General features: G+C 50.3%; 10 protein-coding genes. All 10 read right to left on the bottom strand.

Translation table 11 applies throughout. The features are described from left to right. Window positions 1-87: 87 nt before the first annotated feature. Complete coding sequence (locus tag TY10_RS04275; protein ID WP_042160904.1) at window positions 88-1086, bottom strand: hypothetical protein; 999 nt, start codon at window positions 1084-1086, stop codon at window positions 88-90. 4 nt (window positions 1087-1090) lie between these two features. Next, a complete protein-coding gene (locus TY10_RS04270; RefSeq protein ID WP_052350355.1) occupies window positions 1091-1939 on the bottom strand; it encodes an RNA polymerase sigma factor in 849 nt (282 codons plus the stop codon). Between the two features lie 122 nt (window positions 1940-2061). Continuing rightward, entirely contained in the window at window positions 2062-3648 is a 1587-nt protein-coding gene (locus TY10_RS04265) for a helix-turn-helix domain-containing protein (RefSeq protein WP_162160571.1), read from the bottom strand. A 43-nt stretch (window positions 3649-3691) separates the two neighbouring features. Further along, the gene (locus TY10_RS04260) at window positions 3692-4648 is read right to left on the bottom strand and encodes a FecCD family ABC transporter permease (protein ID WP_052350354.1); all 957 of its coding nucleotides are present in this window, start codon (window positions 4646-4648) and stop codon (window positions 3692-3694) included. Between the two features lie 41 nt (window positions 4649-4689). Next, a complete protein-coding gene (locus TY10_RS04255) occupies window positions 4690-5685 on the bottom strand; it encodes a FecCD family ABC transporter permease (protein WP_042160901.1) in 996 nt (331 codons plus the stop codon). Between the two features lie 64 nt (window positions 5686-5749). Next, the gene (locus tag TY10_RS04250; protein WP_052350353.1) at window positions 5750-6745 is read right to left on the bottom strand and encodes an ABC transporter substrate-binding protein; all 996 of its coding nucleotides are present in this window, start codon (window positions 6743-6745) and stop codon (window positions 5750-5752) included. Between the two features lie 134 nt (window positions 6746-6879). Further along, window positions 6880-8739, bottom strand: a complete 1860-nt coding sequence (locus tag TY10_RS04245) for an IucA/IucC family protein (RefSeq protein WP_081735102.1) — start codon at window positions 8737-8739, stop codon at window positions 6880-6882. Between the two features lie 11 nt (window positions 8740-8750). Then, the gene (locus tag TY10_RS04240) at window positions 8751-10583 is read right to left on the bottom strand and encodes an IucA/IucC family protein (RefSeq protein ID WP_042160900.1); all 1833 of its coding nucleotides are present in this window, start codon (window positions 10581-10583) and stop codon (window positions 8751-8753) included. Next, complete coding sequence (locus TY10_RS04235; protein ID WP_042160898.1) at window positions 10580-11833, bottom strand: type III PLP-dependent enzyme; 1254 nt, start codon at window positions 11831-11833, stop codon at window positions 10580-10582. Before TY10_RS04235 ends, TY10_RS04240 begins: the two co-directional genes overlap by 4 nt. After that, window positions 11824-12831, bottom strand: coding sequence for a 2,3-diaminopropionate biosynthesis protein SbnB (sbnB, locus tag TY10_RS04230; protein WP_042160971.1), 1008 nt, complete (start codon window positions 12829-12831; stop codon window positions 11824-11826). The genes TY10_RS04235 and sbnB overlap by 10 nt, the downstream gene beginning before the upstream one ends. Window positions 12832-12837: the final 6 nt, after the last annotated feature.

The following is a 12837-nucleotide window of genomic DNA, read 5'->3' as shown; positions in this document are numbered from 1 at the left end:
ATGATGTCGTCAAACCTGACACCTGATCCCTTTTCTGAAGCTAACTGTAAAACATTATCTTCCCGATTTGAATACCTGACCTTCATCCTAGACCAGCTGTTCTTCCAGCACTGATAACATTGCCTCCAGACAAGCTACCCCCTTCGCCTCTGCAGCTCTAGCTTCCGATAAGTACTGGATGCCCTTCTCCGCTTGATCGGGTGAATTAGGGTCTCCGCCCTTTGGAAAAGGAAACAGCAAGCTGTATTCAGCAAGCGCATCAGCCACTTTATCATAATGAATGGCAGCTTCCTTGGCAGCAGCGATCAGCCGCTCGTCGGCACCCTGCAGCAATTGCTGCTCCTCCGCGACCTGCTTCAAAAACTGTGCAGCAAACAACCGTTGGTCATATACGTAAAGACCGTGCAATGCATTGCCATACACATCTACTTCACCTCTGCCAAGCGCTTCAATCCATGCATCATAACCTTCAAGGCCATTACGGTATTGTGAATGTTCCCGTTTGTAGCCCGGCGTGCGCGCATGGCGGACAGCTAATTGGAGCGCTCCTCTCAGCATTTCTCTTTTATCTGCGGGCTTATAATCAGTCACCGCCATCACATACAGCTCATGTACCTGACCGCGTCCCAATTTCTCGTAGGGCAATTCACCGTCTTGTGTAATATCCCGGCAGCGAAGCTTACGCGTATCATCATCATAGCCGTAAATCAAGCCAAATTCCGGTACGAAAAGATCCCAGGAAAGAACAGGAATGCCTCTGTCCAAGCTCCAATGCACCAGTTCAAGAGCATGCTCCAGCTCTTCAGGTGTTGGAGGAATTTCAGTAGGCCCGCCTGCAAAGCGGGTTTGGAAGCCCAAGTTCGCGAATTGCTCCTGATGATGGAGGGGCCACTCAAAGGCTGAATATCCCGCAACATTAACTCGCTCTCTATCGATAATAATTCGGAATGCGTTAGCTGTATAACCGGCAACCTCGACTAATGAAAAATTATTGCATGCAGTGTATTGCAAAATCGAGTAAATAGAGCCTGTATCGGTCAGATTCGTATGCGTAAAGCTATTCGTGTAGTCGGGACGGTTACTCATGAAACTAACACTCCTTCGGATTATAAAGTATTGGAGGTGCTAGAAGCTTTGCCTTCGGCTTGCCGTCATTGCGCCGCTGCTTCACATACATGCTAATCTGAAGCCGGAGCCGTTCACGCTGCAGCTTGCCGCGCGCACGGGATATGCTGTTGTAGACGTTCGCTACGGAAGTATCGAGAACGATGGCAATCTCATGCGGAGAAACCTGACGGAAAAAATGAGCTTCGAAAATCTCCTTTTCTCTCGGACTTAAGCAAGAAAAAAGCTCTCTAATCCCGTCTGCCAGCTCCTTTCGAAGCAAAATGACAGCAGGATCGGATGTATGCCGTGCGGCATCCTCATCGTAACGACGGCTGAGCCGGAATAGGATACGATCGATATCTTGACCGCTCTCTGCAACATTCGCGCTCTCGGTTCGCCCAGATTTTCCGGGACGTGTCGATCCCGCTGCAATGCCGGTGAACGGCTGCTCTTTCGCATACAGCCCGCCTCTGCGAAGCTTCATATACGCTTGATTGCGAACGATGCGCGAGAGCCAAGCTGCAAACCGGTTATGATCGGCCAATCGGCCTACATGCAGAAACGCCTGCACCAGTGCTTCTTGGACAACATCCTCCGCAACATGATGATCATGCGTCAGTGAGCGGGCCCACTTATACATATTCGCCCGGTTTCTCCGGACAAGCTCGCCGAAAGCTTGCTTGTTTCCTTCCATAGCCATCGCACTGAGCTGCTCCTCCGGCATCGAATCAAGACTATTTTCTGTCGCTATGCTATTGGCCGCCATACTTAAATCAACATATGAATCTGCGCTGCGATTCAAACGCGCCGCCTCATCAGCCTTTCCCCGCATCGCTAAGCTCCTTTCGCCCCTCCATCTCTATTGATGCCAAAGCGCTCACGAATCTATCATCTATTCAAAAAAATAATTTAAAAGGACGAGCCTTCACTGGCCGCCCTTTCGTTCTCTTCTATTTAATCAGGATCATATTTCAGCAAATGATCCATAATGGTCTGCCTGCCAATAGGCGTCCAGCTCATTGCAAACCAATTATCAATAAGATTAACCTTATTCCTTTTTACCGCGGGTATCTCGTGCCAGACCTCCGAGTAGATCAAACGCTGGTACATGAGCTCGCTGCCTGCCAATACATGATGTTTATGTACAAAGAGATGATCCGTTTCTAGCATTGGCAATGCTTCTGGCGGCATCTCCTGTCTCCAAATATCACCGATTACCGGAATGCCAGGCTCAAGACCAAGATCACTGTAAAGCAGCTCATTTAATGGATGCCCTCCGGTACCTTGTATACCAATTGTGCGATGACTAACCTGCATAAGAGTCACACGTCTTCTCCCCAGCTTTAACTGCAGGGCCCGCTTTACTTCCGAAGCACGTAATTCTAGCCGGGCAATCGCCTGATCCGCCTCGCTCTCCCGTCCAAGCAGCTCCGCAATTTTAATAAAATTCAATTTCCAATCCCATAGAGATAAATCGAGAATAACCGGAAGCGCAATTTCTTTAAAGTTCTCCTTGAAATCGGTGTGATAGTGATCCGCAATGATAAGATCGGGAGCGGATTGCCTCAACTCCTCCATCTGAGAACGAAACCGCTGCGCGTATTCGTTTTCATTAACGCCGGGATAATGAAAGAGATCAAGCGAGTATGTCGGCTCAATACCGATGGATTGCAAGTATTGTTGGAACCCTAGCGAAGAGGCTACCGCGACTCGCAAGGATTGACGCTTCATATATATAGTAGGCGGAACGCCAACAGCACGCTGGAACATGCGGCTGAAATAAAACTCGCTGCGGAAGCCAACGCTTGCCGCCACTTCTTTGACACGGCTGTGGCTTTTATTCAGCAGCTCCTTCGCTTTATTCATCCGGATCATGCCCAGATACTCGACCGGCGTCGACCCCGTTACTTTCAAAAACAGGCGGGAGTATGCCGCGGGAGTCATCCCCGCTTCCTCTGACAGCCTCCCGATGCTGATTTTATCAATATAATGCTGTTCCATATAGGCAATGCTCCGGTCAAGCCTCTCATCATTCCGCTGACCCGATTCTGGCGTACTCATTATAAGACCGTGAATAAATTGCTCCAATTGCAGCCGAAGCGATAGACGGTCATGTTTTTCTTCATTTCGGCTGTCCTCATACATCCGAAGTATTTGCTGCAAGATTTGCTGCGGCTGGACGACCGGTATGCGGCCAGGACGAAACGGACCGGACAAAGCAAGAGAAATCGATGTCGTCATCCCCGCCTTAGTCTTCGTCAATGTGACCGGACGAAAGAATACACCGTAATAGGAAAAGCCCCCGGATCGTTCCGATAGTTCGACAATCATTCCCGGTACAAGCAAATACAGTTCAAACGGTTTAATGTCACAAAGCATACCGTCCATGAGAACGACACCTTCGCCTTCGGTAATATAGCACAGTATGTAAGCAGGAATACGGAAGGTTCGGACCCCAGGACTGCCTGCAAAGCTTCTTTTTCGCACAGACAAGAACAGGTATAACGAATGAGCGTGCGTCTGACTAGCGGGAGACAGCATCTGGCACCTGCCTTTCATAGAGCAATCATTATGTTTCTTCTAATTATATAGCTCTGCGGCGAATGAGCAAAGCAATCATATAAGGCGCCCCTATTAATGCCGTAATTAATCCTGCAGGTATTTCATACGGTGTAAAAACCGTTCGTCCTAGTAAATCAGCCGACATTACAATCAATCCTCCTATCAAGCCTGCAACAGGCAATCGCCTAAGACTTCGAGTACCCGCTAAATGGAATGCCATATGCGGCGCCATCAATCCGACAAATGCAATCGTGCCAGCCATCGATACGGCAGCCCCCGCTAATCCCACGCTGAACAATAGGAGTATAAGTCGCGTCCATTCTAATCGAATGCCCATCCCAACTGCGGCTCCGTCGCTTAACTGCAGTAAATCCAGATGACGGGTGAAAAATAACAGAGCGGCAAACAGAAGTAATATCCAAGGCAAAAGCGGCCAGAAATGTTCCCAAGTTCGTCCATACAGACTTCCAGCCATCCATGTAAACGCTTGGGACACTCGAAAGATTTTACCTAAGGTCAATAGATAAGTAATGAGCGCTCCGGCCATCGCCGATATTCCGATACCGATCAGCAGCATCCGCTCGGTAGAGCTGCCCTTTTTCCAAGAGAGCTGATAAATCGCTAAAGCCGTAACCAACGCACCGCCAAATGCAATCCAAGGCAGGCGACTCATTGAGAATCCTGGTGCGAGAACGAGAACGGCAACAACAGCAGCCGCGGCTCCCGAATTAAGGCCGATAACGCCGGGCGATGCCAGCGGGTTACGGGTGATGATTTGCAGAATACTTCCCGACAAGGCCAGACCGCAGCCGGCCAAGAATCCAACCAGCGCTCTTGGCAGCCGGAGCTGACGAACCGTGAAGGCATATTCGTCGCCGCCAAGTCCAACCGCCGCTAGAAGAGCCTCCCCTGCCGGAACTGTTCTTTCTCCGATAACAATGCTGAGTAACAGTACCAGTATATTTAATAGAAGAAACACAATGACGACCCTTATCCAGCGTCGTATTATAATAGAAGGAATTATTTCGTTCTCCCCCTTCGCTGTGCCAGATAAATAAGGAACGGCGCACCAAAGAAGGCCGTTACGATACCTGCCGGAATCTCTTGTGCTGGAAGCACGAAACGCGCGCCGATGTCTGCGAGCAGCAGCAGCAAGGCACCAAGCAAAGCGGAATAGGGAATCATCCACCGATAGTCGCTCCCAATCAGGAAACGTGCAATATGCGGAACAGCCAGACCAATAAAGGCAATGGGACCCGCGATTGCCACGGCACCGCCCGCAAGCAGTACAATAACCACAATGCATAGCACTTTAATAAAAAATACACGTTGGCCTAATCCTTGAGCCAGTTCTTCCCCCAAGCCAATTACATTCATATGGCGACTGAGAAAGAAAGCAGCAGCTAAACCTGCAAGCATATAAGGAACCACTTGGACAAACAATTGCAGATCTCTGCCTGTAAGCGATCCGGCAAGCCAAAAGCGCATCGTGTCCAATGATTGTTCATTCAGAATCAGTATCCCTTGGGTAAGGGAAGCGAATAACAGATTAATGGTCGCCCCGGCCAATATGAGCTTAACCGGAGTCAAAGAGTGTCCCCCTATGGAGCCTAATAGAAACACTGTTGCACCCGCAATTGCAGCTCCGGCCATCGCCGCCCATGAAAAAACGGATAGCGAGGTGGATTGCAATACGATAGAGACGATAACAACTGCCAACGCCGCTCCATTGTTCACTCCGAATATTTCTGGTCCGGCAAGACCATTCCTGCTAAGTGCCTGCATAAGGCAGCCGGCAACCGCCAGTGATCCGCCTACTGCCGCAGCTATCAATGCCCGAGGCAATCGGACGGAACGAATAATTAATTGATCGTACGCTCCATCAAATGAACAGAGCGCATTTATAATAGAAGAAACAGAAACTTGAACGACGCCAAAGGCAATACTTGCGATCAACGCAAAGCCGACTCCTGCACTAAGAAAGATCAATCCGATCCATCTATACTTCACACCCATACCTCCTAATTGGAAAAGAAATGAAGAAAGATTGGGCCGTCGATAGGACGACCCAATCTTATCTTTATTTCAGCAAAAAGGAGTGCAGATCGTCAACCACTTTATTTACAGCTTGAATGCCCAATCCGCTCATCCAATATTCCCAGTCAACAGGTTTCACCTGCTTGCTCTGAACACCAGGCAAGGAAGTCCACAGCGGACTTTTCTCCAGTTTGGCAAAAGCATCCGGCTCTCTGTTAAACCAGAGAATAACATCGCCGTCCAGCTCTGTCATCTGCTCTTCCGTTACATCCTTCGAGAAGCCCTCGACATTTTGCGAATCGACGCGCTGTACTCCGGCGTCTGTCATAATCGTACCTGCGAACGTATCCTTCAAATAGATCTGAATTTTATCTGCACGCGGACGGAAGAGCGAAACCTTCTTCACATCCTGACCCGCCAAATCAGCTTTGAACTGATCGATACGTGCTTGATAAGCATCCAGCAGTTTTTTCCCTTCCTCCGATTTGTTAACCGCATCGGCATGGAGCTGAAGATTGTTTTTCCAAGTCACACCTAATGTCTCAACGAACACTGTAGGAGCGATTTGCCCCAGCTGGCTGTATATCGCATCATGCGTATCCTTGTTTCCGATAATGAGATCCGGCTTCAACGCATCGATCGCTTCCAGATTCGGTTCATTGACAGAACCGATATTTTGAATGCCTTCTGTACCCTTCAAGTAGGCTGGATAAGGATCACCCGCAGCCAAAATCGACGGTGCGCCAATCGGTTTGATGCCCAGTTCCAGCAAATTATCGAGTGCGCCAATATCCAGCACGACGATTTTGGATGGATTAGCCGGAACCTTCACATCTCCGTATGCGTCTTTGACTGTCCGCTCCGTGCTCGGCTCCACCGTCGCTGCAGGCGTATTTTCTTTAACCGCTGCCGCTGGAGCTTCCGTGTTCCCTTTGTTCGATTCCCCATTTCCGCAAGCGGAGAGGATCAGAATAACCAATGCGATTAAAGACAACGTTCCCCATCGTTTCAAGCTGTGTACCTGTTTACTTGCCAACATGCCTAAATTCCCCCTGTGACCTAATTAAGAATGATAACCATTATTAATAAGATAACGTATTACCTCAAAAAGTGTCCATGCAGAAACTTATTCATCTCATGTACTTTTTTTCAAGTTGCATATAAATACCCATATTAATCCAGTTCTCCACCGCGGGATAACGGGTTGAAGACCTTATGCATACGCAGCTCCGTGTCCGGGAATAACCGTCTAGCCGTCAATTGCTCCACCCCGATATACGGGTCAAATAGGAAAAACTGCCGAAACCGCTCGCTGTGCTCAGGGAATCGTTGCTGATACTGCTCAATCACTCCGCGTACTTTACTCCAAAATACCTGCTCCTCCAAACCAAAATGATCCTGAAGGAAAATCGCCAGCTCCCCGAGATTAATAAAGAAAAAGGCATCATGCACAAAATCCCGCACTGCTTCCAGATCATTGGTCTCCAAAAATGAATTCCGGTTCACACGCTGATGTTCGGCCGGGGTTGAAGCCAAATTAGGACAATCTTCCGGATTCGCAAGTCCTTCTCTAGCAAAGCGGATTCCGTCATGAAAATCCTTCAATGCAACTCGGACCGGAAGACCCTCGCGAAGCACAAGTACCATATTCTGAGCATGAGACTCCAGCGCAATGCCATGTGCATACAGGAGATGAATAATCGGATTCACGCTTGCCTTGAGAAGCTCATTCAGCCAGTGCTCCAGACCAAATCGCTCAATCCACGGCGCAATATACGGCTGACCGGAAGGATCAGCAGCGCATAAGGCATTATACGGAATAGCTGTCTCACTCTTATCCAGATGCATCGGCAAGCTTTCTCTCCAAATGCAGGACAACGTGCCATAGGATTTGGATTGTAAGGGTGCAAGCATGTCGCTGTTCGCATACGCAATGCCAGCAACTTCGCCTAACAGAATAAGCCGCAGCTCATCACGCAGATAGGCATCCCTGGAAGCGATCCGTTTGAGCCAATCGGAGATAACAGGTGCATTTTCCACCGTATGAGGCGCTAATATGCGGCTAGTCGACGTGTTCAAGATGCTAAGCGACAGCTTGAGGTAATGCTTGCTCGGACGGGTTCGGTTTACTAGCGTGCGAATAGATTGCTGAGCCGTGTATGCCTCATCAGTGCGGCCCAGCAATAAAATCTTCTTGCTTCTTATGTCAGCAGAGAGCACTGACGACAGTGTCGTTCGCCATTGCCAAGGATGAACCGGCAGCATCACATAATCGCCAGGATTGGCCCCGGCCTCCCGAATGCAAGCCATAAACCGCTCCAATTCTTTCTCTCCTAGCTGCTCTCTCAGCCAATTGGACGAGCCGGGGTCCGGATGCAGTGCAGAATGGCTAACCCTAACCCGGCTGCGGTGAACAGCTACCCAAACAGGATGAATCGCTTCGGCAAATTCGGGACCATACTGCAGCTGATCTGTAATATCAAAGCCGATACGTGACTTATAGCTAGGGTGATAGGGATGTCCGTCCATCATTCCGCTTTCCCAATCCTCATCGGACATGGCGTGCAGGTTCAAATTATCCTTGTGCCGCTTGTATTGTGCCAGAGTGTCGTTGATTAATGTCTGCTCCAGCTCCTGGATGAAATGAAGCACCTTCTCCTCGGCAGCCCCAGCGCCCTCTGCAACCTCCAGCAAAAAAAGAGCAATGGACTCGGCTTCTGTCTCGCCGATGCCGCTCCTTCTTCGAACCGGCTCTTGGTCAAGCCGGATTCGCCCGAAGGTATAGCGCCGCTCGCTTCCGAACAGATAGGCAATTGGCTCACCATCCAGCCCGGTCCCGTCAATGCGGGTATCTCCCCCCTCCGATTGATAAGCGATTAGCCCTTCAAACAGCATCGACTCTATCAATTGGCGAAAAATTCTTCGTCTTACAGCAACATAATGCGGGGACTGGATCGCTTCCCGGTAAAATTCAAAAGCGTGCTTCCCTTCCGGCTTTGTTCCGTAATCTGCTTGCCCGTTCACGTTCACCATACGCACATGGTTCACTCCCCGTAGTATGAATAGCGTTCCAACGCATAAGCATGAAGCGGATTGCTTACCCGGTGCACGCAGTCTATTTGTCCGTCATCAATCCGGCGCCTCGTCAACTGCTCGGCCTCAATCTCGTCCTTAAACACATCAAACCGTTCAAATCGGCTTTGCAGCTCCGGAAATTGTTTTTGATAATCCATAATGACGTTGGCTGTTACTTCCCAAAAGCTCCGTTCCGATAAGCTGTAATGCTTCTCCAGAAAAAAGGCCAGCTCTGTCAAATTGATCAACAGCAGCGCATCCAGTAAGAAATCGGTCAATTCCTCCGCTGTTTCCTTCTCGATGAAAGAATTCCGGTTAGGGCGCTGATGATTCGCCGGCGGATATTCGATGGCGGGATACTCCCGTCGTTGCTCCACGCTGGGAGAATAGCGGACACCATCATGAAAATCCTTCAAGGCAATACGCTTCGGCAGGCCGCGTTCCATGACGATTATCATATTTTGCCCATGCGATTCCAGCGCTGCGCCATGTGCATGCAAGAGATGAATCAAAGGGATCACCGAGACCCGTAGCAAGGTTTGCAACCATTCCTCCAGACCATACTCTTCAATCCATGCTTGGATAAGCGGCTGCCCGGCGTTGTCCGTATGAACCAAGGCGTTGAAGGGATAAGCTTCTTCTCCTTCAGTGAGGAAACCATGCAGACTTTCTCTCCATATGGCGCCAAGCGAGCCGTATACCTTTTGCTCCAGCACATTGGGAAGCTTCTGATGGTGATAGGACACCCCCAGCACTTCTTTCAGTACGATAACCTGCAATGTCCGGGATAGAAAAATATCCTCAGCCACAATGCTGCCTAGCCAATCCGAGATGCGAGCTGCATTCATAATCGTATGCTGCGCCAGAATTCGTCCCGACGATGTATTCGTAATGTTCAGAGGCAGCTTGACGTACGCCTTGCTGCGGTCGCTCGTATTCGCAAGTGTCCGAATGGATTGCTGGGGCCGGTAAATTTCCGAACCGTAACCGAGATAGATCAACTCGCCTGTGCGCAGCTGCTCAGCGAATTCCGGCGCAATAACCCGCTCCCACTGCCAAGGATGTACAGGCATTAGAATATAATCTTCCGGCTGTTGGCCATATTGTTGCAGAACAGCGGCAAATCGGCCGTAGTCCTCGCCCAGCTCTTGCCGTATAAAATCGGCTTCAGACAACAAGCCTCCGGATATGGACAGCTTTGCTGATGAACGTTGTACGGCCAACCAGATCAGACGAAGATTCGGCTTGAATTCCGGCCCATACGCTGCATTGTCACGGAGTGTGAAACCGATACGAGATTTATAACAAGGATGATAGGGATGTCCCTCGATAAGATCACCCTCCCACTCATCATAATCCGCAGTGATCGCAGTAGATGAAGCCGATACTTGCTTGCCGCTATGCAGTACCGACATCGTATCCTTCAGAAGTGTCTGTTGAATCTCATCGATAAAAGTGGATAATCGCTCTTCTTTCGCTGCAAGCGCGGACGAAATCTCCAGCATGAATTGAGGAAGCGACTCCGCCTCCCTGGCTTCTCCCTCTGCTATACGCATAACAGGCGTCTCAGCAAGACGGATTCGGCCAAAACTCCATTTCCGTGAAGCGGCGAACCGGTATTGAACAGCTTCCCCGCTCTCACTTTGGCCATGCAGGCTGTAATCAGCCTCCGTCTCCCCGTGGATAACCGGTTCTATCAATATCCGCTCATACAGGAACGACTCAATCAATTGCCGGAAGATACGCCGTCTGACGATAGCGAGCTCCTCAGACTGTACGATGGACCATGCGAGTCCGCTCATACGTCACCTCCTGCTTCCGTACCGGATTCCAAATAAATATGCTCAGGATGAGGATGGCTTAAAAAGTCATGATGCGATATCGCCCAGCCGTAAGCTCCCGCATATGGGAATAACAAAATGTCGCCGGCGCGCACCCGTTCCAACTGAACATCCTGCGCCAGAACATCCTTTGGCGTACACAATTGTCCAACGACGGAAGCCATTTCCTGATTGAGCGAAGGCCGCTCGTAAGGATGAGGCCATTCCTCAACCGGGATAACCTCAAACGGATGGCTGTGCTGCCAGGACGACGGCAGACGGAAATGATGCGTGCCTCCTCGCACAACGATATAGCACTTTCCGTGATTTCGCTTAATATCCAGCACCTCCGCCGCATAATATCCCGTTGCTGCCGTTACATACCGGCCGCATTCGAAGTAGATCATCAAACCGGGGCTTACCGCTTCCTTCACTAAGCTGTCCAATCGACCCACAAAATGATTCCAGTCGAATTGCTGCTCCAATTCCGCGTAGTTCACGCCCAAACCGCCGCCTGCGTTTACATAACGGAGCGTTAAGCCATAAGTCTCCGCCCAGCGCCGTGCAAGGGTGCAATAGTAACGTACTAATTCCGCATGTGCCTCCGCGTCCAGATTGTTGGACAACGAGTGAAAGTGAAAGCCTTCCACCTGCAGGTTGGGCAGCGCTTTGATCTGTTCCATCGCTTGAGGCAGCTGCTCCTCTTCGATACCGAATTGCGTAGGGCGGCCGCCCATTGCCAATTTGGCTTGAGGCAGCGGGCCTTTCAGGTTAATGCGCAGCAAGACGGACACTTTTTTGTTATGGCTGCCAGCAATCGCATTCAGCTTATTGAGCTCGTGCATACTTTCGGCATGGATCAGATGCACATCATGCTGCAAGGCTCCCTCCAGCTCCGCCTCTGTTTTGCCTGGGCCCCCAAACAGAATCGGAATATCAGCAGACACTTGGCGAACCTTCTTGATTTCCCCAAGGGAGGCAACCTCAAAGCCGTGCACGATAGGTGCAAGCGCCCGCAAAATAGCCTCTTCCGAATTTGCCTTGATCGCATAGAACAGCTTGCAAAATCCGGGCAGGACCTTCACCCGGCTTTCCGTCACCTTTCGCAAGGCGTCCAGATTATGCAAGTAGGCGCAGATCGGTTCACTCTGCATCTGCTTCCGTTCCCGAACGGTCTCTGCCACGCGGCGGTGCTCCGTCTGCATTTGCTTTCCTGTAAATACTAAAGCCATAACGGAGTTCCCTTTCCTGCCGACAGCGCACGGCGATACAGCTCAGCCGCGCTTGCGATGTCCTCGACAGCCATGCCCATCGGATTCAAGACGATAATCTCATCATCCGACTCCCGGCCCGGCTTGCGTCCGATTAAAATTTCACCCAATTCAGCATGCAGCTGCTCCCGTGAGAACTTGCCTTCCAGCACCAGCTGGTTAATAATTTTTTTCTCCCGGTTCGATTGCTCCCAATCATCCACCACCACTTTGTCCGCCTGGATGAATACGTCTTTATGCAAATCCATGATCGAAATATTACTGACAAACGTGCCCTTAGCAAGCCATTCATACGGGATATGCGGAGCGGATGCGACTGTAGCCGTAACGAGCACCTCTGCCTGCCGGACCGCTTGCTCCGCCGTCTCCTCGACGATCACTTCGATACCCTCAAAACGAAGCCGAATCTCCTCCGCTAGCCGGCCGGCAGCCTCCGGGTTCAAGTCGTATAAGCGAACTGCTCGAATCGCCTCAAACTGCTCCAGCAGAGACAATATCTGCATCTTAGCGATTAATCCGCAGCCAATAACAGAGACGGCTTGGAATCCCTCCCTTGCCAAATAACGAGCCCCGATTACAGTAACAGCGGCAGTGCGCATGCTGCTGATTAAGCTGCCCTCCATGACGGCAACGGGGTAATTCGATTCAGGATCATTCAAGATGATTAAAGCGCTGGCTCTCTCCTTGTTCCGTTTCGCCGGATTATCATGCTTGCTGCCAATCCATTTCAGACCGCTGATCGCGGTTTCTCCTCCGACATAAGCGGGCATCGCAATAATCCGGTCGGCAATATGACCGTTCTCACCGGCTGATCGCAAGTATGGCTTAAGCGGCTGCACATAATCTCCGGCGCTGTGCAATTCAAGCGCCCGGCTGACCGCAGCCACATAAGGATCAGAATGAGCCCCTCCCAGCTCGATAAGATCTTGCTTGCTTAAATATAAAATTTGATGCTCCATCGTCGT

The organism is Paenibacillus gorillae (assembly GCF_000513275.1).
Classification (GTDB): domain Bacteria; phylum Bacillota; class Bacilli; order Paenibacillales; family Paenibacillaceae; genus Pristimantibacillus; species Pristimantibacillus gorillae.
This window is presented reverse-complemented; position numbering and strand designations above follow the sequence as displayed.

Bases quoted from the DNA above. Each gene is read 5' to 3' on its own strand.
- TY10_RS04255 (WP_042160901.1), bottom strand. From the start codon at position 5,685: ATGGGTGTGAAGTATAGATGGATCGGATTGATCTTTCTTAGTGCAGGA.
- sbnB (WP_042160971.1), bottom strand. From the start codon at position 12,831: ATGGAGCATCAAATTTTATATTTAAGCAAGCAAGATCTTATCGAGCTG.
- TY10_RS04235 (WP_042160898.1), bottom strand. From the start codon at position 11,833: ATGGCTTTAGTATTTACAGGAAAGCAAATGCAGACGGAGCACCGCCGC.
- TY10_RS04265 (WP_162160571.1), bottom strand. From the start codon at position 3,648: ATGCTGTCTCCCGCTAGTCAGACGCACGCTCATTCGTTATACCTGTTC.
- TY10_RS04250 (WP_052350353.1), bottom strand. From the start codon at position 6,745: ATGTTGGCAAGTAAACAGGTACACAGCTTGAAACGATGGGGAACGTTG.
- TY10_RS04245 (WP_081735102.1), bottom strand. From the start codon at position 8,739: ATGGTGAACGTGAACGGGCAAGCAGATTACGGAACAAAGCCGGAAGGG.
- TY10_RS04240 (WP_042160900.1), bottom strand. From the start codon at position 10,583: ATGAGCGGACTCGCATGGTCCATCGTACAGTCTGAGGAGCTCGCTATC.
- TY10_RS04275 (WP_042160904.1), bottom strand. From the start codon at position 1,086: ATGAGTAACCGTCCCGACTACACGAATAGCTTTACGCATACGAATCTG.
- TY10_RS04270 (WP_052350355.1), bottom strand. From the start codon at position 1,939: ATGCGGGGAAAGGCTGATGAGGCGGCGCGTTTGAATCGCAGCGCAGAT.